Annotated in this window: 21 protein-coding genes; 10 read left to right on the top strand and 11 right to left on the bottom strand. The window is 40.7% G+C overall.

Annotation, left to right across the window (positions count from 1 at the left end; genetic code table 11):
- Nucleotides 1-17: 17 nt before the first annotated feature.
- The gene (locus EOD41_RS03505; protein WP_127703380.1) at nt 18-1,448 is read right to left on the bottom strand and encodes a flippase; all 1,431 of its coding nucleotides are present in this window, start codon (nt 1,446-1,448) and stop codon (nt 18-20) included.
- A gap of 3 nt (nt 1,449-1,451) precedes the next feature.
- On the bottom strand, nt 1,452-2,702 hold the full coding sequence (locus tag EOD41_RS03500) for a protoporphyrinogen/coproporphyrinogen oxidase (RefSeq protein WP_127703379.1): 1,251 nt from the start codon (nt 2,700-2,702) through the stop codon (nt 1,452-1,454).
- A gap of 293 nt (nt 2,703-2,995) precedes the next feature.
- Here EOD41_RS03500 and EOD41_RS03495 point away from each other — a divergent pair, with 293 nt between their 5' ends.
- From EOD41_RS03495 to EOD41_RS03455, 9 genes are all read left to right on the top strand, one after another.
- On the top strand, nt 2,996-3,709 hold the full coding sequence (locus tag EOD41_RS03495) for a DoxX family protein (protein ID WP_127703378.1): 714 nt from the start codon (nt 2,996-2,998) through the stop codon (nt 3,707-3,709).
- 22 nt (nt 3,710-3,731) lie between these two features.
- Complete coding sequence (locus EOD41_RS03490) at nt 3,732-4,319, top strand: class I SAM-dependent methyltransferase (RefSeq protein ID WP_127703377.1); 588 nt, start codon at nt 3,732-3,734, stop codon at nt 4,317-4,319.
- Complete coding sequence (locus tag EOD41_RS03485) at nt 4,316-4,822, top strand: hypothetical protein (RefSeq protein ID WP_127703376.1); 507 nt, start codon at nt 4,316-4,318, stop codon at nt 4,820-4,822. Before EOD41_RS03490 ends, EOD41_RS03485 begins: the two co-directional genes overlap by 4 nt.
- 14 nt (nt 4,823-4,836) lie before the next feature.
- The gene (locus tag EOD41_RS03480) at nt 4,837-5,193 is read left to right on the top strand and encodes a diacylglycerol kinase family protein (protein WP_127703375.1); all 357 of its coding nucleotides are present in this window, start codon (nt 4,837-4,839) and stop codon (nt 5,191-5,193) included.
- 126 nt (nt 5,194-5,319) lie between these two features.
- Nucleotides 5,320-6,213 carry a helix-turn-helix domain-containing protein gene (locus EOD41_RS03475; protein ID WP_127703374.1) on the top strand — a complete coding sequence of 298 codons (894 nt, stop codon included), beginning with the start codon at nt 5,320-5,322 and terminating at the stop codon, nt 6,211-6,213.
- 65 nt (nt 6,214-6,278) lie between these two features.
- A complete protein-coding gene (locus EOD41_RS03470) occupies nt 6,279-7,016 on the top strand; it encodes an SDR family oxidoreductase (RefSeq protein WP_127703373.1) in 738 nt (245 codons plus the stop codon).
- Nucleotides 7,017-7,219: 203 nt separating this feature from the next.
- On the top strand, nt 7,220-8,473 hold the full coding sequence (locus EOD41_RS03465) for an NAD(P)/FAD-dependent oxidoreductase (protein WP_127703372.1): 1,254 nt from the start codon (nt 7,220-7,222) through the stop codon (nt 8,471-8,473).
- A gap of 75 nt (nt 8,474-8,548) precedes the next feature.
- On the top strand, nt 8,549-9,196 hold the full coding sequence (locus EOD41_RS03460; RefSeq protein ID WP_127703371.1) for a DinB family protein: 648 nt from the start codon (nt 8,549-8,551) through the stop codon (nt 9,194-9,196).
- Between the two features lie 266 nt (nt 9,197-9,462).
- The gene (locus tag EOD41_RS03455) at nt 9,463-10,143 is read left to right on the top strand and encodes a GNAT family N-acetyltransferase (protein WP_127703370.1); all 681 of its coding nucleotides are present in this window, start codon (nt 9,463-9,465) and stop codon (nt 10,141-10,143) included.
- A 54-nt stretch (nt 10,144-10,197) separates the two neighbouring features.
- On the opposite strand, the gene EOD41_RS03450 is transcribed toward EOD41_RS03455, so the two are convergent.
- From EOD41_RS03450 to EOD41_RS03430, 5 genes are all read right to left on the bottom strand, one after another.
- The gene (locus EOD41_RS03450; RefSeq protein WP_127703369.1) at nt 10,198-11,874 is read right to left on the bottom strand and encodes a DUF5060 domain-containing protein; all 1,677 of its coding nucleotides are present in this window, start codon (nt 11,872-11,874) and stop codon (nt 10,198-10,200) included.
- 92 nt (nt 11,875-11,966) lie between these two features.
- Nucleotides 11,967-13,496 carry a carboxylesterase/lipase family protein gene (locus EOD41_RS03445; protein WP_127703368.1) on the bottom strand — a complete coding sequence of 510 codons (1,530 nt, stop codon included), beginning with the start codon at nt 13,494-13,496 and terminating at the stop codon, nt 11,967-11,969.
- A 13-nt stretch (nt 13,497-13,509) separates the two neighbouring features.
- On the bottom strand, nt 13,510-14,889 hold the full coding sequence (locus tag EOD41_RS03440) for a glycoside hydrolase family 30 protein (RefSeq protein ID WP_127703367.1): 1,380 nt from the start codon (nt 14,887-14,889) through the stop codon (nt 13,510-13,512).
- Entirely contained in the window at nt 14,886-16,073 is a 1,188-nt protein-coding gene (locus tag EOD41_RS03435; RefSeq protein WP_127703366.1) for an AGE family epimerase/isomerase, read from the bottom strand. Before EOD41_RS03435 ends, EOD41_RS03440 begins: the two co-directional genes overlap by 4 nt.
- 14 nt (nt 16,074-16,087) lie before the next feature.
- Nucleotides 16,088-17,083: a glycoside hydrolase family 26 protein gene (locus tag EOD41_RS03430; RefSeq protein ID WP_205780483.1), complete on the bottom strand. Its 996-nt coding sequence runs from the start codon at nt 17,081-17,083 to the stop codon at nt 16,088-16,090.
- 229 nt (nt 17,084-17,312) lie between these two features.
- On the opposite strand from EOD41_RS03430, the gene EOD41_RS03425 reads away from it, so the two are divergent.
- Nucleotides 17,313-18,209 carry a hypothetical protein gene (locus EOD41_RS03425; protein WP_127703364.1) on the top strand — a complete coding sequence of 299 codons (897 nt, stop codon included), beginning with the start codon at nt 17,313-17,315 and terminating at the stop codon, nt 18,207-18,209.
- A 49-nt stretch (nt 18,210-18,258) separates the two neighbouring features.
- Here the strand turns inward: EOD41_RS03425 and EOD41_RS03420 are convergent, their stop codons facing one another.
- The 4 genes from EOD41_RS03420 to EOD41_RS03405 form a co-directional block, all read right to left on the bottom strand.
- Nucleotides 18,259-18,951, bottom strand: coding sequence for a hypothetical protein (locus tag EOD41_RS03420; RefSeq protein WP_127703363.1), 693 nt, complete (start codon nt 18,949-18,951; stop codon nt 18,259-18,261).
- A 120-nt stretch (nt 18,952-19,071) separates the two neighbouring features.
- On the bottom strand, nt 19,072-20,112 hold the full coding sequence (locus EOD41_RS03415; protein WP_127703362.1) for a glycoside hydrolase family 26 protein: 1,041 nt from the start codon (nt 20,110-20,112) through the stop codon (nt 19,072-19,074).
- 59 nt (nt 20,113-20,171) lie between these two features.
- The gene (locus EOD41_RS03410; RefSeq protein WP_127703361.1) at nt 20,172-21,140 is read right to left on the bottom strand and encodes a DUF5018 domain-containing protein; all 969 of its coding nucleotides are present in this window, start codon (nt 21,138-21,140) and stop codon (nt 20,172-20,174) included.
- 11 nt (nt 21,141-21,151) lie between these two features.
- Entirely contained in the window at nt 21,152-22,651 is a 1,500-nt protein-coding gene (locus EOD41_RS03405) for a RagB/SusD family nutrient uptake outer membrane protein (protein WP_127703360.1), read from the bottom strand.
- Nucleotides 22,652-22,653: the final 2 nt, after the last annotated feature.

Genomic DNA, 22,653 nt, shown 5'->3' with positions numbered 1-22,653 from the left:
TACCTAAAACACAATCTTTAAATCCGTGTTTTGGATATTTTCACTAATGAGAAAATAAAAATATTTTTAAAGAAAATCAGCTGCAAAAACACAAAAACAATAGCATAAATTAACAAATCACTAATTATAAGCGTTATTCCTGTAAAATATGAGCGTAGTATAAAACGGGCAGCTATTGAGACACACAAACTGAGTAAAATATGTACCAGCAATTGATAATCGATATTTAGCTTTATTCTTTTTAATGCAGATACAACAACATATAAACAAACCATAGTTTCAGCTGCCACACAAGCAATTGCCGAGCCAATAAAACCTAAATGCGGAATCAACAAAAAGTTTAGACTTAGGCTAATTATCAAACCTAACAACGTTGCATGTAATATTTTATTCTCCTGTCCTATAGGCATTAAAAATTGTGTACCGCATACGTTACATATGGCAATAATAAACGGCAGTACCGATAATATCCGTAAACCATTGGCTGCAACTAGGTATTGCTTACCCGATATAATCGCAAGTATTTCGTTTGCAAACATCATACAAAAGCAGCAAAAAGGGATAGTAAGCAAAAAAACTATGTTTAAGGATTTTTGAATAATGTTCTCAATTTGATGTTTGTCGTTATTTAAAAAGTAACTTGCAATGCGGGGTATCAATACCATCCCGGCGCCATTAACAACCATCCAAAATATCTTCACCAGCTTAAGTGGCACATTATAGTAACTTACTGTAGTTGAGTTTGTTAATAATCCTAATATAATAGTATCCAATATTGCGTAAATGCTTACTGCTACATTAATGCTGAACAGTACAAGCAGTGGCTTTAAATGCTTTTTAAATGATAAATTTGATTTAATAGGCTGATGATGATTTCTTAAATAGTTATAAAGATTAAGGCCAGAATTAAATACAACCACTAAGGTTGATAACAGGTAATAAATTATATAATCATTACTTTGCTTAACCAGTAACAGTATGCTTACAACGCTTAAGATTTTGATGATTATTGAACGACTTGTGATGTACGCAAAATTTTCGATACCCTGATAAAACCATTCCATTAAAAAGGCACTACTGATAACATTAATACAGGCTATTTTAGTAAGCGTGGCATCATATTTAAGTGTGGGTATAAAATAAGGGGTAAATAACAGAACTATAGCAAAAAAAACAGCCAGCGCAATTTGTATGCTAAGTAATTCAACCACAAGTTTTGAGCGCTGCTCAGCGTCGTTTTTCACTTTTGCTATTTCACGTATGCCGTAATATGGAATACCAACAGCCGAAAAAATAATGAGATATTGAGTTAGCGCATCAATGAAAAAATATTTCCCTATGCTATTTGCTGATAATATCCTGGTTACGTATGGAAATGTTATGAGCGGAAAAACTATAGCCGACGAGCTAAGCAACAGGTTGCTGATCATGTTTTTACGTATGCCCATTAATTACATTGCTAACGCAAAGCTATATTCTTTTTCAATAGTTGCTGCTAAATCAATGCTGCTTTTAATGCATACATCCATGTTATAGTATTGCCACTCACCAAACCTGCCAAGCGTATAAATACCTAAATTATTGAGGTAATTTTTTATTGCAGAAGTAGATGCTGTATAATTTTCATCAAAAACCACATATGCATGATCTGATACGTGATAATCAACCGGACGAATTAAAAACGGATCTTTTTTTCCATTTTGTAACATTTCATCATAGGTTTTTTCGCCAACAACTTCGGTTATTGAGTAATTAGCAGCCGGCCTGAAAAAGTTACCGATATGAATATATCTATGAAAAAAATTATCAGCTTCAGGTATATATGTCCAGGTATTTTGTGTTCCTGTTGTTTCCCAAAGCATAGTGGTTACTTTATTATATTTAAGTTTTCCCGCTTCATTCAATATTTCCTCATTTGTTCCGTGTATTAATGAGGGCAAAACGTTCAATGGTAGCGTAGAAATAATCAAATCGTACCTTTTGTCATCATTAACAATCCACTGACCGGTTGTATTCTTAACTATGCTTTTAATATTATAATTTGTAGTGATTTTTAACCCCTTTGCCAGGTTATCAATAAACGTATTTTGATTATTGGTATTTGGATAATAGAAAGTTGAATGAGGCATGTTATCATTTTCATTGCTTACCAAGCCTTTGAAAAATGATTTCTTATCCGGAATTGGTAATTTGCCTTCTACCCAATCAACACACATATCAGCCGGTTTACAATTCCATATTTTTGTGTTATAAGGAATGAAGTATAGGTCGGCGAGGGTGTTTCCAAACTTTTTCCTGAACCAGTCTTCAAGGTTACGATAATTATTATCATCCTCAGAAGCCAGAAAGTCCTTTGTGATTGCTATGGCTAAATCGTTGTCAAACTCATTTATTTGCTTTACAGCATATTCAATAGGATAAGTTACCTCGGTGTTATCAAATTTTATTGTAGCACGGCGTTGTATCTTATGCCACTGATGCTCTGGGAGTATTTCTTTGAAAACAAAGTCAAGTACATCAGGATATTTAGTGTTAAAGCAATGCCCGCCCGTAACATGATATGAAATACCTTGAGCATCCCTTGTTCGGGCTATGCCGCCATGTATAGCTTCACGTTCAAGCAACTCAACATCATATTGTTTACTTAGTAGCCTTGCTATACTCAGGCCTGAAATACCGGCTCCTAACACTCCTATTTTCATATTTATCAATACTAAATTATTGTTACAGGTAAAAACTATGGAGCATGTAGCTAATCAGGACTAAATAAATATAGGTGCCTACCTGTTCAATTCCGTTAATTAGTTTACAGGCAACACTAAAAATTGTTTGACTTTGAGGTAATTAAATTAATAATCAGTATTGTAAAAACTGATATACTATCAATTATTTCATCTCCCTATAATATAGACTTTATTAACTTATAAATAATACAATAAAACGCTTGTAAGTAATAATTTATGTATTAACTTTGCAAAACAAAGTACTTTTAAAAATGACTTTAACAACTAAACTTGACTTACTTCACCAAAAAGCTACTTGTAATAAATGGATGGGTTATTTTACCACTTTTACAAGATGGGCACTTGCAGCCGGCTTCCTTCCTGCGGGTTATGTAAAAATCATTGGCGAACGGTTTACAGATCTGCATAATAACCAGCCCATGGGACATTACCTTGAAGCTCTTCATCACACAGGTTTTTACTATACATTTATAGGTTATGCGCAGGTCATCGCTGCCGTGTTGTTGCTCATTCCCCGCACGGTTGTATTAGGCACTTTGCTTTATTTACCCATCATATTAAATATCTGTATTCTTTCGCTGGCTGTTAGATTTGAAGGCTCGTTGTTTACTTCACCACTTATGGTTATTGCCTGTCTGTATCTCTTATGCTGGCACTACGATCGCATTAAGTTCATTTTACCGTTCAATACACCAGTTACAGTGCCTAAAACTGCTGATCATAAATTCCCCAAGTGGTTTTTCGCTACGGTTATTGTTACCTTCTTTATAGTGGGTTATACTGTTACTCATTTATTTGACCTTATGCCACGCAACACATTAACTGATTGTGAAACACAATGCAACAACAGTGAAAACCCGGAAGCCTGCAAAACTTTTTGTGAAAGCATTCATACTGAAGGTCAGGATATTGATAAAGCTTTGAATACATATAAGCAGGCTTTAAAAAAGCACAATGGTAACTGATCAATCTAAACCCGCGCCTACCATGAATAAACAATCCACTGCTTTATATGATCGTTTGTCTTTCCTCTATCCATTGATTGACATTATTTTGCAGCCACAAAAAAGACATTTATTCAAAGTGATTAACAATTTACCTGAAGGTAAACTTCTTGAAATAGGTGTGGGTAACGGGTTACATATTAAACAGTATAATAAACACCTTGTTACCGGTATTGATACCTCCGCTGTTATGTTAAAACATGCTCGCAAAAACAGTCCGAATAACACAGAATTGTTTTTAATGAATGGTGAAAAGTTATTGTTTAATAACGAAACATTTGATTATATAGTTCTATCACATGTTATTGCGGTTGTTGAACATCCCGAGCAATTGTTACATGAGGTGAAACGCACTTTAAAACCTGGCGGCCGGGTATTTATTCTTAATCATTTTACCCCTGACAACTGGTTGCGGTATATGGACCGGTGCGTTGTACCACTGGCAAAAATCTTTCAGTTCAAATCTGTATTTCGCCTTAAGGACCTTGCTACCTTAAAAGAATTTACGCTGCTAAATGAAATCAAAGTAAGTCATGCTTCATATTTCAAAATCCTTATCTATCAAAAATGACGAAGAAGCAATATATATTATTATCAGTATCCCTGTTTATCAGCCTGTTTATTTACTTGTTTTACCGTACTGAAAAAACCGTAGTTAATGAGTTAATCATACGGCTTGTTTCTTATCCTGTATATATCAGTTTAAAAAATTTTATTGGATCAAGTATTCCTCTTAACAATATTTTTATCTATTCTCTTCCGGAAGGTTTATGGGTGTTTTGTATTACGCTAACCTCCAAGGCTTACTATGTACAATACAAAAACCGGTATTTTGATTGTACTTATATTCCTTTAGCATTGTGTATTACGCTTGAATTATTACAACTACTGCATGTTACAAACGGAAGGTTTGATTACATAGACATCGCAATTTTTGTGCTATTCTGGGTGCTGGCCCGCTATCGTTTTTGTGGTAATAATAAAAAGCAGCACTTGTTGAACAAACCAAATTACAGCACGCTGGTATGTGTCATCAGCTATGGCATTGTTTATTTAGCCCATGTGATGAAATAAGAAACTGACAAACTATGAATAAATTTAGAAAACACTTGGTTAGTTACCGGTATGCTGTAAAGGGAATTGCATTAGCATTTCGTTTTGAATCTAATATGCTTTTTCATCTGGCAGCGGCAATTTTTGTAATACTTGTTAACTTATTATTGCATATCACCAAAACAGAATGGCTTATTACCCTGATGCTTATTGGCCTGGTCTGGACGGCTGAGCTATTTAACACAGCAATTGAGAAATTGGCTGACCGTATTACGAAGGAAGAGGATGGCATCATAGGGCAGGTAAAAGACCTTGCATCGGGCGCTGTATTGATTATATGTGGATTTTCCGTTTTATGCGCAGCCATTATTTATTTACCCTATTTATTTTAGTTTCTTGTTCCTAATAAAAATTTGTAGTTTAAGTAACTTTGAAGTGATAAATGGCTGATTTCAACGCTTAAGTCATTTTCGGGGCAAGTAGTTCTTTCAATAGTATTAATAGCGATATTGCACTATATGCAAATAATCGCCGCCGACTTAGACATTCCGAAATACAACATAGAACCTGATCCGGTTACTGGTAATAGAATTTTCAGGGTTATTAAAGCCGATTGCCGAATAATTCATATGAACGTCGACTTTCTTCGTCCACATCGTAAGGATTATTATTTTTTTGCGCTGGTAAGGCAGGGCAACAGCAGGCACTGGATTGATATGGTGCCTTATACCCTAAAGCCAGACACACTTTACTTTACTGTTCCGCACCAAATTCACCTTAAAGAAGAAGCAGAGCCCATGGTGGGAACAATAATAGCTTTTACTGAAGAATTTTTGACACTTGATAAAAGCGGTTCATTAAAAAACATGCCCATCATTCAAAATCCTCAAAATGGTCATGAATTAAGCCTGAGTGAGGACGATATAATTTTCCTTGAAGACATCATAGGCAAAATTACTACGGAATACCAATTACGTAAGAACTGGCAAGGCGGTATGCTGATGGCTTACATGAATGTGCTTATTATATACCTGAGCCGATTGTATAACAAGCAATTTGTTGCTGATGATCGTCTGCCGGGTCGTATGCTGCTTAAGAAGTATTTGAGCAAAATTGAGGATAATTATACTAAAATGCATGAAGTTATTGCTTATGCTGATGCACTAAACATTTCCGCAGGTCATCTTAGCGACGTAGTTAAAGAGCAAAGTGGCCGGCCGGCCATTGCCCATATTCATGAGCGACTTATGCTGGAAGCCAAACGTTTGCTTTTTCATACTGAAAAATCAAGTAAAGAAATTGCTTTTGAGCTGGGTTTTGAAGACGCCTCTTATTTTAACCGTTTCTTTAAACGTCTGTGCGGAACTACCCCGGCAGGATACCGGATTCAAAGCCGTGAAATGTACCATTGAAACCTTTTAATGTGCATTAGCCGGTTGCATCAGCTAAATATCTTTGTTTTAATAAAAACAGAGAAATGAAAACAGCATTAATAACCGGCGCTAACAGAAGCATTGGCTTTGAGGCAACCCGTCAGTTACTAAAATTAGGGTACTATGTTTATTTAGGCGCACGCGACCTAAGTAAAGGCCGGGAGGCGGCCGAACAACTAAAATCAGAAGGGCTAACCAATGTGGAAGCAGTTAGTCTTGATGTTAGCAGCCTGGCATCAATAAAAGAAGCACGTGAGCAATTGGGGCAAAAAATAAATGCGCTTGATGTATTAATTAATAATGCCGGTATTCTGGGTGGTATGGAACAACCTGCTTTAACTGCCGATGTAAACGTTGTACGCGAAGTTTTTGAAACTAATTACTTTGGCGTAATTGAGGTAACTCAATCATTTATTGACCTGCTTCGCGCATCTGCTGCGCCCCGGATTGTAAATGTAACTTCAGGCTTAGGCTCGGTATCGTTACAAGCCGATCCCCACTGGAAATATTATCAGGTCAAGACTGCCGCTTACGGACCATCAAAATCAGCCTTAAATCATTATACTATTGTATTAGCTTATGAGCTACGCGACACCGCTTTTAAGGTAAATGCCGTTGACCCCGGCTACACAGCTACCGACTTTAATCACCATAGTGGCCCCGGCACTGTTGAAGATGCCGCTGCACGTTTGGTTAGATTAGCAACTATTGGCGAAGATGGCCCCACAGGCGGTTTCTTTAGCGATGATAATAACCCGAAAACCGGCATAAGCCCATGGTAAATTAAATAACATAAATTACCTGATAAATCAAGCAATGCCCGAGAGGCCGGGCATTGCTTGATTTATATCAAAATAAATTATTGTAAGCTTAGGCATCTAAAATTTGCAATCAACTGGCTTGGTTAGCCGGGAAACTAAGCTAATGTAAATTATGTGAGTAATTTGTTTATAAAACCAACAACATCTATCGGCGTTCTTAGTAAATGAAAAAAATCGTGATCGTAGGTGGCGGCTTTGCCGGACTTAACTTAGCTAAAGCACTCGCCAATAATCAACATTTTGAAGTAGTACTTGTTGACCGAAATAACTACCACTTTTTTCCGCCGTTATTATATCAGGTATCTACCGCCTTTATTGAAGCATCGAATATCAGTTATCCTTACCGCAAATTATTTCAGGGGCAGATAAACATAAGGTTTTTTATGGGTGGCCTGCAAAAGGTTGTGCCAGGGTTAAATACTATTGAAACTACAGCCGGAAGCCTTGTTTATGATTATCTGGTGCTGGCTATGGGCACAGAAACCAATTTTTTTGGAAACGAAAATGTTAGTAAGAAGGCACTGCCAATGAAAACAATTGACGAAGCGCTTACTATTCGTAACCACATTCTGTTATCAATGGAAAAGGCCGTACGCAGTAATAATCCTGACGAAAAAAGAAAATATGCTAACATTGTTATTGCCGGCGGTGGGCCAACCGGCGTTGAAATGGCGGGTATGCTTGCTGAAATGGGACGCAACATCGTTAAAAAAGATTACCCTGAAGTAATATCCCGGGTGGGTAAGCTTTACCTTATTGATGGAGGGCCTGCTTTACTTGGCCCAATGAGCAAAACGGCACAGCAAGAAGCGCTTAAAGTAATCACAGGGCTTGATGTTCAGGTAATGTCAGACACACTGGTAAAAGATTATATTGATGATACGGTCATCCTGTCAACAGGGGAAACAATTTCTGCAGCAACATTAATTTGGGCCTCAGGTGTTATAGCACGCGAAGTACCCGGTTTACCGGCTGATATACTCTCTAAAGGTCGGCGAATAATGGTTGATGATATAAACCGTGTTAAAGGTTTTGAAAATATTTTCGCCATTGGCGACCAGTGTTCTCAAACCTTTGACAGCCGTTATCCGCACGGACATCCACAACTGGCACAGGTTGCTATACAGCAAGGGCAATTACTGGCAACAAACCTTATCAGGTCGGTTGAAAACAAACCGCTTAAGTCTTTTAGCTACAAAGATAAAGGCAGCATGGCTATTATATCAAAGTATAAAGCAGTTGTTGATTTGCCCAAGGGTTCTTTTAAAGGCTTTTTTGCCTGGTTGGTATGGCTATTCATTCACCTTATACCACTTGTTGGTTTTCGAAACAAGCTTAAAATTGCGTTAAACTGGCTATGGAGTTTTGTCACTAATGATCCAACGTTAAGGCTAATCATTCGGCCTGATAAAAAATAAGTTTGTCCTAATTCACCCGCCTAATAGTCTGATGCACACCTCCTATTGCAAACACATATAACATATTTTTGTTGTATGAAGAATACAATCACCTCTTTTTTGCTTGCTTTATTAAGTATAAGCACCTCCATAAGCATTGCACAGCCGCAAACTATAAAACAAAGGACTAATGATGTAATGGCAGATAAGGAAAAAAACTTTGCTGTTAACTTTTTAAAAGAAACTGAGTTTGGTGTTTTTAATGCCGTAAAAGGATTAAACGAATCTCAATTAACATTTAAGCCAGTTCCGGATGTATGGAGTATAGAGGAATGTGTTAAACATATTGCTGCTTCTGAAAAGGAGCTATGGGCAATGGTTGAAGCATCATTGAACCAGCCGGCTAACCCGGAACAGCGGGCTAATATTAAAGCAACCGATACGGCACTGGTACATGCGGTAGAAGACCGTTCGCATAAGTCAAAAACATTTGCCGCGCTGGAACCTGCTAATTCACCATATAAAACTGCCGCCGAAGCGTTGGCTGCCTTTAAGCAAAACCGTGAAAAACTTATTCTTTTTATGAAAAACGCTTCACAAGACAGCTTACGGAATCATGTTTCAATTTTACCTATTGGTACATACGATGCTTATCAACTGATTTTACTAATTGGTGCACATAGTAAACGACATACTTTGCAAATTAAAGAGGTAATGGCTAATTCAGAATTTCCTAAACAATAGCGATTAAAGCCTGGATCGAACAGCCGTCACTCATTTAGTAATGTTGCGAGAAATAAGTTGTTTAATAACATTATCAGAGAACGAGTTGAGATAACCATATAAGAAATCTCAGTATAAAGTCAAACAATATATATCAACGTTATAGAGATATTACTGTTTACCCCCTGCTTACATTTAAGTATATTTATTAGAATTATATACCGATTTCTGACATTGCTATAAATTTATAGGATTGCATTATACGCCTGATGTCTTAAGTTTGCAGTATGGCCCACATACTTGACAACCCTATCTATAATGCTCTTATATCAGGAAACAGAGAATTTGCCGCGGGGGCTGATCCGGCGTTCTTTTTTCATCAGGATGTGGCCCCTTTTGCCGGTTTAAAAGATGCATCGGAAAAAGATTTTGAACTGTTAGGTAGCATATTGCCAAATGAGAGCGTGTTCGTAATATTTTCCAGAACAGAATTAGTCATCCCTAAAAGCTTTCAGGTGCTGAGACATTTTAATATGTATCAAATGGTTTATAACGGTTATTTCTTAACTTCAGAAACAGATAATCATATTATAAAAGAACTCGGATATGAAGATGTTAGTGAAATGCTTGCCCTTACGCAATTAACTAATCCTGGGCCATTTTTACCACGTACAATTGAATTTGGCAATTATACAGGTGTGTTTAATGAAACCAAATTGGTGGCAATGGCAGGCCACCGTATGCAACCGTTACCCTATGCAGAGATTAGTGCAGTGTGTACACATCCCAATCATGTAGGTAAAGGTTATGCGACTATATTGTTAAAAGAGCAAATTAATAGAATACTTAAAGCAGGGAAAACTCCATTTTTGCATGTATTACAGGAAAACAAAGGTGCAATAAGCGTTTATAAGCGTATAGGGTTTAAAACGCGGGCACCTATGTTTGGTTATGTTCTGAGTAAATAAATTTTGTTAAAAATTTGTACTAATAGATTTAGTTAAAGCGATTCATTACAAAAATTAGTTTTCACTCAAAACAAAAACTTTATCTGACGTTTGCGCAAGACTCAATTGTAAGCTATACTTACCAGCATTGGCTTTCAAATCTGTGCTTTTAGTGAATTTTCCGCTTTCACAGCCATAAATAGCGATTTTTACTGATGCTGTATTATATATTTCAAACTTTATTCTTCCTGCTTGCTGTATTTCAGAAGGGTTCCATACATAGATAAATGTTTTGGTTCCGCATTTTACACCGTAGGCTTTAATATTATAGTTCGAAGCAGACAACTCTATTCTTTCGAAAGATCCCTTTCCGGCATTAATCATTATGTCCGCTATTAGCTTTACATTTTTGTAGTAAGCATCGGTACCACGGTTATTAAAATACTCCCACCACCACGACATGGGCAGTATTGGGGTTGATGAAAATAATCCGTACCAAAGGCCTCTTTTAAAGTCGCTGTCCATACCTTTGGCAAATTCATCGAAGTTTTTCGACCAGTCGTACTCGTAACCAAATTCGCCAATAACATACGGCTTACCGTAATCCTGCTCGTACTTCTCAATAGTCTCCGGTATTATAAATGTATTTTTATAGATGTGTTTTTGATTGATATCGATATTCTTCAATGAGTTTAATCCGTTAATATCCCGGTGTGAGATGCTTGTGGTCACAATATGCCGGTATGGGTCAAGCCGTTTTAAATAAGTACTCATTTCATCGTGCCATTGCACTATGGAATCGCCGCTGATAGGTTTATCTTTATTACCGAACTGCACGTTATCAACCTCGTTAAAAAACTCCCAAGCGCCTATGCTTGTACTATATCCCCAACGGGCAACTATGTAACGCAGGCGATCTTTATACCGTTGTTTTGATTTCGGGTTTACAAAGAAGTCGGCTGCATTTGGTGAGAAACCTCCGTCGCGGGTGCTGTAAGCACCCGGCCCCATGCATAGCATTATATACAGACCAAGCGAGTCTGAAAGATTAACCAACCTATCGAGCCTTTGCACAGCGCTTGGGTTAAAATATTCTTCAGACGGTTGATACCTTGAGTTATTAAAACCTTTTTTCCAGTCAATTGGCAAGTTCCACCGGCATATCCATGTACGGAAGAAGTTACCGCCATGCCCGGCGAATGAGCGCAGCATGTATTCGTAATTGTATTTATTGTTTTCGTGCAGCGCTTTAAAATACTTCGAGTCGTCATTATCACGAGATTCCCAGCAAATGTTTTCAGCGATACCTCTGAATGGCTTTCCGTTATCAAACTGTAATACCCAGTTATTTTTAACATGCAGGAAACCGTCACTTTTTGACGAAGCGACTGTAAAATACCCGTCAGCTGATTTTGAAACGACCTTCCCTGTTTTGCCTAAAACGAACCGATAGCTGTATTTTCCTTTTTCCTGCGGAGCAAACCTTGCTTTCCACAATGATGGTTTACCACTTTCGCCTGATGCATAGTAACAAGGAAGTGTTAGCGTTTTCCCCGAAGGCGCATTTACCTGCATATCCAGCGCAACATCCTGTTGTAAATAAGGATTTTCCCAGGAAGCGGTAAGCTTGATATTAAACTCTGTTTTACGGTATTGTAATGGTTTGGCGGTAATACTCTCTACCGCTGATATCTGTGCCTGTGTACCTGATGTTATCAGCAATAAAAAAGATAGCAAGGTTTGAAATTTCATAACTACAGTTTCGGTTTGTTAAGCCAAAACTATTGTTATGAGAATTACCGTTTTAATAGGATATTAACTAATGATGGTATTTTACAGGATTGTTAGTTTGCAAAAAAATTGTCGAGTAACTGATAACGCCTCAGATTTTTTTCGGGCTCCGACCGGCTTTCCACATCAATAATCATTACCTTGGGAATACTGCTTTGCATGCCATACCATTGCGGTAAACCTTCACCGTTTGGATTACCCGTTTTAATAAAATTGGCAAAATAGCTTTGCATGGTTGCCGAGGTTTTATAGTCGTCCGGCGTCCAGTTAAAAAGTTTTATCAGGTGGAGGTTACCCATTGCGTACTCTATTTCCGACGCGTGCACAGCGCCTATAATGGTTTTATCATCAGACGGCCTTATCCGACTGAACAAATAGCGATACACCGGATGACCGTTGGTTTTACCGTGCAGATCGATAAACTTCCAGGTATTATAAGCAATAAACCTGTCTGACGCCAGATCAGTAGCCACCTGTTTTACATCAGCATTATTTGCAGCTGTGTACAGTTTCAATACCTCCTCAGCATGTGCGCCATAAAGCTCTTTAACTTTATTTTGATATGTGGCTACAGTGGGTGTATCGTTACCAATAAGGGCGTGATAGCTCATTTCGGCGCTGTTCCAGCCGGCCAATAGTGGTATATCCATTTGCTTACCTGTTTCAAATATCTTTTGTGGTGTTTCAGGCAGAAAATAACCATCAATAGTTACCGGAAAGCGTGTAGAAGATGACAGATCAAGCAACTTTTCAGCAGGTATTTGTCTTAATTCAGCTAATGATGCAGCATTTACTGATGAAGCGAACTTTACCCCTGCCTGCTCCGCTTCACTCAACTGTACCGGAGCACGGCCACCTAATAGTGAACCGCTTTCGGCAATAGCACCGGCAAAAAGGCCTTTAGATAATGGTGACGCCACCTGCGCCGATACCGACGCTGAACCTGCCGATTCGCCTGCAATGGTTACCTTTTGCGGATCGCCGCCAAAAGCAGCAATATTATTTTTAACCCACATCAAGGCTGCGTGCTGATCCATCAATGCGTAGTTGCCCGATGAATGATGAGCCGACTCTTTGGTAAGTTCAGGGTGTGCCATAAAACCAAATATACCAAGGCGATAGTTGATAGTTACTGCTACAATCCCCTTTTTAGCCATGCTTTCCCCATCGTAGCGATATTCAGACCCATCGCCGGCCATAAAGCCACCGCCATAAATATATACCAGCACCGGCAGGCGCTCGGTTGATTTTTTAGCGGGCGTCCACACATTCAGGTACAGGCAATCTTCACTTACACCGTTGCTGCGGAAAATCATATCGCTGTATATGGCCTTCTGCATAGCACGCGGGCCAAATTTATCGGCCTTGCGTATGCCTTTCCAGTTTTGTACAGGCTGCGGCTCTTTCCAGCGAAGTTCACCTACAGGCGGTTGCGCAAAGGGCACCCCACGAAATGTAAGTATCCCACTTTCCAGTTTTAGGCCTTCAAGCTCGCCGTTTTGGGTTTTTACACGTGTAGTTAACGTTTGTGCAAATGCTGCAACCGAAGTGAAAATCAGCACTAAAAGTATAAGCTTTTTCATACGAACAAGTTTTTTACCAGACATAGGTTGCCGTTGAGCCGGCGGGTAAAGTTGATGATATTGTTTTGCCTTTGCAATAAACCGTGAAGTTTGTTACATCCTGATTGTTGTTAGCCACTATTAAAACTATTTTTCCGCCAGGCGTTAAAAAGGCGACATTAGGCAGAGTGAAATCAGTACTTTCAACCCGAACAGATCCAGTTGGAACGAATTTCGATGCATGTGCAATGGTATAATAAGCGAGATTATGCTCAACTTTATCACCGTCAATAGTAACAGCACCCTGACACATTGTACAGCCGCCGTTATCAGTATGTGGTTTGTTAAACTTGTCGGCGGCAAGGTTCCATAATATTACATTCCGGCTCCAGTTCCGCATAGCACCAATAACTATGCGTGCTACAGGGTTTGCCGTGTTGAAATTTCCATCACGGCTTACCGCCATCATCTCGGTAAAATACAGCTTCTTGTCAGGAAAAGCGTTATACACTTTGCTCATGGCTGTAATCTGACCGGCATATAAATGAAAGCCTGAACCATCAATATATTTCGCCGCTTCGTTGTCATTTAAAATAGATATCGGGTACTCGGGGGCGTCGCAATTATGATCATACAAGATAATCTTTGTTTTGATGCCTACTTTTTTAAATGCCGGCCCCAGATGATCGCGGATAAAAGCGGCTTCATCTTTAGCAAAGAACTGCATGCTTGGCGTATTGCCATCGTTAAAAGGTTCGTTTTGTACAGTAACGGCATCAATGACAATACCATGCTTTTGCATACCTTGTATATACCTGACGAAATATTGTGCATAAACCGGGTAGTACGCTTTCTTCAGCATGCCACCCTGTATGTTGCTGTTAGTTTTCATCCAAACCGGTGCCGACCATGGCGAACCCATTATTTTAATAGTGGGATTAATAGCGAGTATTTCCTTTAGCACAGGTATTATATCCTTTTCGTCTTCCTGTAAAGTGAAGCGTTTTAGTTCGGTATCTGTTTGTCCTGCAGGTATATCATCGTATGAGAAAGTATGATCGTTCAAGTCGGACGCACCGATACTTAAACGCAGGTAACTTATGCTCACACCGTTTGCTGCACTTCCGAATAATTCATTCAACAGCTTTTTCCTCTCCGCTGCCGACATCCGGTTGATATGCTGTGCGCTGCCTCCTGTAAGCGCCAAGCCAAAACCATCTATCTCCTGAAATTTGACATCCGGAAATACTTTAATCAGCACTTTTCCTGTTGTATCGCTACTGCCAAACTTTGATGCGCTTTGCTTTTTTAATAATGAAGATCTATCATTGGTAGTTAACCACATTTCCGCCGTTTGCGCCAGACATGGAGTTAAACTTGAAACAAAGATCAATAATAATAGGTGCTTCTTCATGATATCCTGTCCAAACGGTTTATAACCTCTATACACGCACGGCTATTATGATAAGGGCATTTCCAAAAACCGGCTTTATGCTCGTTAATTAAAGTACCATCGGCATTCCTTCCCCAATACCACTCCCCTTTTTTATGGTCGATGATGTGTTGTTTAATGTATTGCCATACGTTTACGAAGGCATCATAAAAATGCTGTTGCCCGCTTAGTTCGTAAGCGTTCAATAAACCAACAAGCGCTTCGGCCTGTACCCACCAGTGTTTTTCGGCTATCAGGTGATTTTTGTCAACTTCATACTCATAGTTCATGGCACCGTTAGGTTCTATTCCTTTAACAGATGCTTCAGCCATTTTTACCGATAGCTTTTTTATCTGTGAAATCAATCCTTCATCATGTATCACCTCAGCAGCCTCAAGCAGCAACCATGATGCTTCAATATCATGCCCGTAGGAAATTATGTTCGAGCGTACCTGCCAGTCCTCGTCAAAAAACAGGTCGAGGTGGTTGGTATTTGCGTTAACAATATGCTGAGTGAAATTATCAATTAGTGCGGTGATTTGTCTCTTTAGAAATTCATCAGGCCAAATGCGAAACAGGTTAGTATAAGCTTCCAGAATATGCAGATGGGTATTCATGGTTTTTTTCTCGTTCGCATCCTTGTCACTCAAACGAAGGTCATCAATGGGCTGCCAATCGCGTGTGAGCGCTTCCAGGTAACCGCCTTTTTGGTCATCAAAACTGTGCTTTTCAATATCGCGGAAAAGGCTTTTGGCGAGTTCGAGAGCGTCGCTTTCTTTTGTAGCCATGTAATATTCGCTAAAAGCATATATGGCGAATGAAAGCGCGTAAATCTGTTTCTTAGTATCGGCAGGCTTACCATTTGAAGTCACCGACCAATATGCACCGTCAAATTCTTTGTCGATAAAATTATCAGCAATATAATGGTAAGCCCTTTCTGCGTTTTTAAGATAAGCGTTATCGCCTGTAAGGTTGTACCCGGCTGCAAAACTCCATAATATGCGGGCGTTAAGCACCAACCCTTTTACGGCATTTTCATCAGGCTGATTATCGTTATCAATACTACCGTAAAAGCCGCCCTTTTCCTCATCAATTGCAACGGTCGACCAAAACTTCAGGATGTTTTTAAGCTCCTGCTCAAACTCTTTTTTTAATGCTGAATACATTCAAATAATACAATTTATTTCAACCAACCCGGCATCTCGCCAAGCGTTAAAACATTCGGCGCTTTGTATAAACCCTTGATCTCATCGGTTGTGTTGTTGCTGAAAACCAGTTCGCTCCATCCCATAAAGAAGGTGTATTTCGACTGCGCTTCAAGCTGCTGTGCCGATGGCAATTTATCGCACTCGCCTATGGCTATTGGTTTGCCACCCGGTATGCTTTGCATTATCAGGTATTTCTCGGCAGTGAAGCCGCTGCGATCGTATACATCAAGCGCGGCAATATCCCAATATTCATCACCCGGGTTATATCCTTTTACATCATCTTCCAGCGTCGGAAAATCCTGTATATCCCACACCCAGATCAGATTGCCCAGGCCTTTAGTTTTCACCAGGTAATCGTGTGTTATGCGGAACAATTTTGCTGTACCCTCGGCTCCCGGCCTTCCGCCCCACCAAAATTTGCCCTGGTTCATTTCATGCAAAGGACGAAACAATACTTCAACGCCATTATCTTCAAGTTTTTGCAGATGAGCGGCTACCTCATCCATCATTTGTTTCCAGCGTTTGTTCAGCGCTGTGCCATCGGTTACCAATTCTTTCCATTGCACATCGCTAAGGTTGCTTAGCACGCCTCTACCATCGTCCCAGCCGCAGGGCTGTGTATTGGCAGGGTTACAAGCATGCCACATAATATTGATCAAGAAGCCCTGTTTCCAACGTTTAATGGCTTCATTTATCATAATGCCACGGTTATCTATATTGTCTTTCTGAAACAAAAAGTCGCCGCTCCATAAGCCGGGGTAAGTGCCTGTGGTTTGTTTAATCCGTTCCGTCCAATGGCCCGGATCGGCGTTGGGTTCACGGTTATGGATACCGGAAATTACTTTTTTGCCTGATATGCTGTACAGGTAATTAAGGGTTTTGAATTTGGTTATTGATTGCTGTGCACTGCACGCCTGGATGCTTACAAGCCATATGGCCGTTAGTAAATAGTAAAATTTCTTCTTCATTAGTAAAAGGTACCGGGGCTTGATTTTGCCCATTTGTATGGTTTCAAAATTATCCGGCGTACAGGCATTGGGTTAATGATATTTTAACCAATTATGATACAATCAGATTACTTTGTGAAAAGACTATCGTTTAGTACCATTTTAACCAAATGTGGTACTATCATGGCTTGGCTTTTAAACCCAATTTTTATTTTAAAAATTGCAGTTATAAACCAATTGCTTTTGCTTTATGAGAGGATCAATACTAACTGTAGCGTTAGCTGTAAACTGTTTAATAGCCCTAGCCCAGGATAAAGGAGCGCTTTCAATAGCAATCGGCCCCAACCACGGTAATGATAACCTTACCTGGTCCATTGCAGGGACGCTTGAAGGAACTGACCCAAATATATACTCAGAACTCAAATGGACCAAAGTCAAAAGCATCGGCTTTAATGCAAACGCCACTTATCAGTTAACCAAACGCTTTAAGTTAAAGGTCGCCCTGCTTAAGGCATATATCGTCGCAGGAAGGGTAAGTGATTATGACTATCAATTGGACAATCGTCAGTATGTATCGTTTGAGGGTTTGTTTGATGCTGATAAAGGAAGTGTAACTGATGTTAGTGCAGCGGCAGGTTATCAGTTTATAAAGAAAGAAAACTGGCAGTTTAACTTATACGCGGGTTATGGCATAAACAGGGAACATCTTTTTTTACGTGACAATAATGGCAAATACGATGCGCGGTTAAACAGCACCTATAATACCAGGTGGCACGGGCCACTGGCTATGGCAGAGGCTGTAATAAATATCAGCATGAAACTTTCGGCCATACCATCAATAATATATCATCAAATAAGCTACAGCGCCAACGGCAACTGGAACATGATAGACGATTTTGAACATCCGGTGAGCTACAGGCATACAGCCAAAGGTTTCGGCATTATGCCTGCTTTACAAATAGGTTATCAGCTTAATAATCAATTTCAGTTTTATGTGAACGGAGGTTATCATTACTATGAAACCGGTAAAGGTATTGATAAGCTTTACCTTAACAACGGGCAACGACCTGAAACGCAGCTTAACGGTATTACGCTTAAAGCTTATATGGTTGAGGCAGGGGTTAAACTAACTTTCGTAACAAAATAAAAAGGCTGCGCCAAAACAGCACAGCCTTTTAAGAGATATTGGTTGAGGCTTAATAAGTAACCATATTGTACATTTCAATTTGCTGACCGGTTGGGTTTGTTCCGCCATACCAGTGGTTGGTGCCTACAAAGTAATACCACTTGTTGTAGTAGCTGCCACTGTTGTTGGTAAGGGTACATTTGTATGTGCCATCCACGTAAAAATCAACCATGTGCGTGTTGTTTGAACGCGCCTGACATTTGTAGGTATGATAGCCGTTATCATTATCTGATATAAGATAAGTGATATATTGCCCGCCGCCTTGCAAATAAGCTTTCAGATCGTTGTTTTCAAGCGTTTTAACAAAGCCCATCTCATTGCCGTTCCATTGTTGTACGTTGTCGCATACGAACACTGCCTGTTCGCTGGCGCCGCTGTTGGCGTTGCTGCCGCCTTTAAAGCAGCCATAAAACTGCATGCCGCTGGCATACTGCCCGCCGTTTTGCTGCGCGGCGTTAATAGCCGTACTGCAATTACCTACAGGTACGCAAATGCCGTTGCTACCCGAAATGTTGTACGGTGCGGCACCGCACGTTACCCATAAATTAAAATTGTTTTGGCCAAGTGCGCCACGGGCGGTGGTTGTTTTCTCGGCTTTACCGTCGGCTTTTTCTTTTACATCTTTTTTGCAAGATTGGAAGCAAAGCGCGGCTACTCCCACAATGGCAGCTGCCATCATGAACTTCAGAATTGGTTGTTTCATGGTTTTTTAGATTGTTTGGTTTATAGATATGGTTAATTAATCCATCAGTAATTCATTATGGGTTGGTTGTTATTTGCTGTTGAATAATTAGGTTCTTCTCATAGTTTTTTGCTGGTGGGATTACTCCCAACCCGGTAGTTCATCAAGCGTTAACACGCGCGACGAATTGAACAGCGCATTTATTTCGCCTCCGGTATTTTTGTTGTACACAAGTTCACTCCAGCCCATAAAGAATGTCCATTTGGGTTGGGCGGCCAGTTGAGCTGTAGTCGGGAATTTATCGCATTCGCCAATACCAATAGGTTTGCCTTTGGCGATGTTAACCATGGCGGTGTATTTTGCGGTGGTGTAACCGCTGCCATCGTAGCAGTCAAGAGCGGCGATATCGAAGTATTCATCACCGGGATAGTAAGCTGTAAGGTCAGACTGCAGCGTAGCAAAATCCTGCATATCCCATACCCATATCAGGTTGGTTAAGCCTTTAACGTCGGTCATGTAATCGTGCGTTAGCTGGTAAAGTTTCCTGGTACCGCTGGGACCCGGCCTTCCGCCCCACCAAAACGCGCCCTGGTTCATTTCATGAAATGGACGCCAGAGCACTTCCACACCATTGTCTTTTAATGTTTTCAGATGTATCGATACCTCATCCATTCGTTCTTTCCACTTATTATTAAGCGCGGTCCCGTCGGTTATTAGTTCGGTCCATTCGTCGTCGCTAAGTTTGCTAAGTACGCCGCTGCCGCCGTCCCACTCGCACGGTTGTGCAAAAGCGGGGTTACATGCGTGCCACATCAGGTTCACTATTGCGCCCTGCTCCCACTGTGCAATGGCTTCAGTAATTACGGCCGGCCTGTTGTTAATGTCTGCCCCGCGGAAAAAGAAATCATTGCTCCATAAACCCGGAAATTTGCCCGTGGTAGCTTTCAGCTCATCCGTCCAGCGTTTTGGTGAGCTGGCCGGTTCGCGGTTGTGCATACCCGCAACGGTATTTTTACCCGATACGCTGTACAGGTAGTTAAGTGTTTTAAACGGCGTGTTCGGCACTTCAACATCCGGCTTGTCGTCGTCATCCTTGTCGGCTGGTTTGTTGCTGTCACTTTTACCGCAAGCGGCTAAAAATATGGTTAAGGCAATCAGGTAAATGGGCAGTAATTTCGTCATAAATATTGTGGTTATAATAGTAAAAGCCGGGACACCTTTGCAGGCACCCGGCTGTATTTTTAGTTTGTTCTTTTTACATCGACCCAGAACCTTCTTGGCCTTTTCACAAATTTGTCGATATCGTTATAAATGCTTCCCCAGTCGTCGGCGGTACCAGGAGCGCCTACAAGATTGAACTCGAACGATGCATTACCGGCAGCAACGGTTTTAGTGTAAACATCTTTCATGTTACCCGAACCGCTGTAATCATCTTTATAAGTATATGGACCTTCGCGGAAGTAACCTACCTTTGTTGAACCATCCGCGAAAGTGAAAGTTACAGTACCTTCGGCATAGTTGCGCGTCCAGGTACCTTCACCTTTTGGCATAACGCGGTAAAACTTGTTTACATCGGTTTGCGGGTTACCTACAAACCTGAAGTCGGCATACTTCCCATCGGCACCAGCACTGTTTACAAACTTGCCGTAGGTATTACCTTCAGCAGTAGCGCCGGTAAATTCCATAGTTAGCGTGTTATCCAACTCAGCTTGCGGACCGTCATCAGCAGGCCAAACCCAGGGCTTATCGGCCATTTTTATAACGCCACCGCCACCCCATTCAGGGCCGGTACCACCGTACACTACCAAATCGGTTACGTTATAGGTGCCGATAATAGTTTCCTGAAAAGGCACCAGTTCAACCGTCCAGTTGCGGGTTTCGCCTTTTTCTGAAGTAATGGTATAAACCACTTTATTGTTGCTTGCAGCGAAGTTTACTTCCTGGTCGGGCGATGGGCTAACCGTTGCTTTGTACGATGCCTGAACAATGGCTTTTACTTTCGTTAAATCGGTTCCTTCAAGCACTTTTATAGTTACCGAACTATTTTCCTGGTCAACCACTGCTGGTCCAATCTGCCCTTCGGGCAAGGTATATGCCTCTATCGACCGCTCATTGGTTTGTACGCCGTCAAACGGATCTTTTTTACAAGCTGTAAAGCCGACGGCGGCAATTATCAGCAGGGTGAAACATTTAGTATATCTGGTTTTCATCTCGAAATCTTTTATTGGTTTATTAAAGGATTGTTATCTATTTCACGTTGCGGGATAGGGAAGAAATACGCGCCGCTGGTAATGGTTTTGCCATACTGCTGTGCCATAGCTTCCATGCCGTTAGTACGGCGAAGATCAAACAAGCGCTGGCCTTCAAACGCCAGTTCCCACGAGCGTTCACGCACAACCGCGTCGCGGAAAGCCTGTACGCCAAGTCCCGGTTGCAGGTTGCCAATATCGGCGCGGTTACGTATCTTGTTTATAGCGGCATAGCCTTCGGTTGTAGGGCCGCATGCTTCGGCGTAAACAAGCAATATGTCTGAAAAGCGTATAATTGGAGAGTTACAGCTGCTGGCATCCCCCACACGCTCGGTCACCATCTCCGGTGTATATTTCCTGCTGAACGGCCTTGAAAAATCGCCGATGTTCAGGTTGGTTACCTTACCGGTTTCATCTTTTACTGATGAAACGATCAACTCTGTTTTACGCTTATCGTTAGCGGCGTAGCTGTTGTAAATGGCAGTTTCGGTTTGAAAGTGGTTCCAACCCTGGCCAATATTGCGGCCGTCGTCCAGTATCATGTTAAAGCCTAATGCAGGTAAAAACATATTTTGCAGTTTCGAGTAGTTGCCCTCGCGGGTACCGGCTTTATCGGCAGCGGCATCAAAAATATGTTCGGTAACACCGCCGCTTTTGTAAAGGGTAATATTCCAGATATCCTTCAGGTTATTAGTAAAGCCGTAAACAGATTGATTATTCACCACTTCGCCTGAGTATTGCTTAGCCAAATCATACATCTCATCAGCGTTAGTCACAAAGTCATAACCCGGCGAACCTGAGGTTTTGCCTGATGCAAGAGTTAAATAAACCTTTGCCAGCAAACCTTGTGCAGCTACTTTATTTGCTCGGCCTTCTATCTTCTGCAAGCCCATAAGATTTGAAGCCTGTGTTAGGTCGCTGATGATAAGGTCGTAAACATCCTTCATTGGCGAACGCGCAATAGGTATCTGGTCGATATCATTAATAATAGTGGTACGTAATGGCACATTACCCCATAACCTTACCAGGTTAAAGTAGTGCAGGGCACGTAAAAAGTACCCTTCGCCGGTTACCTGGTTACGGGCAGCCTCGGGCATAGTAGATATTTTGGGCACGTTAAGTATTACCGCATTGGCACGGGTTACCCCACGGTACATGTAGTTCCAAAGGTTAGTTAAATCGGTATTCGCGGATGTTGTCCTTAGCTCATCCAGCTCGAAGTTGTTTACACCCGCGTCGCTTTTTTGGGTAAGGTTTTCGGTAGGCAACTCGGTGGTAATGTAATATCCGCGTGAGTAATAACCTACTTCTGATAATCCCGCGTAAGCGTAAATAATGGCCGCGTTGGCATCCTTTTCGGTTTTATAAAACGTGGTTTCGTTTATTATACCGTAAGGTTTTTCTTCAAGCTTTGCACAACCAGTTAACAGGCCGGTAATAGTTAAACCGTATATGTATTTCTTATAGTTCATGA

It is taken from the genome of Mucilaginibacter limnophilus (assembly GCF_004005815.1).
Taxonomy (GTDB): domain Bacteria; phylum Bacteroidota; class Bacteroidia; order Sphingobacteriales; family Sphingobacteriaceae; genus Mucilaginibacter; species Mucilaginibacter limnophilus.
Note: the sequence above shows the minus strand (reverse complement) of the source record. Positions and strands in the feature narration are given on the sequence as shown.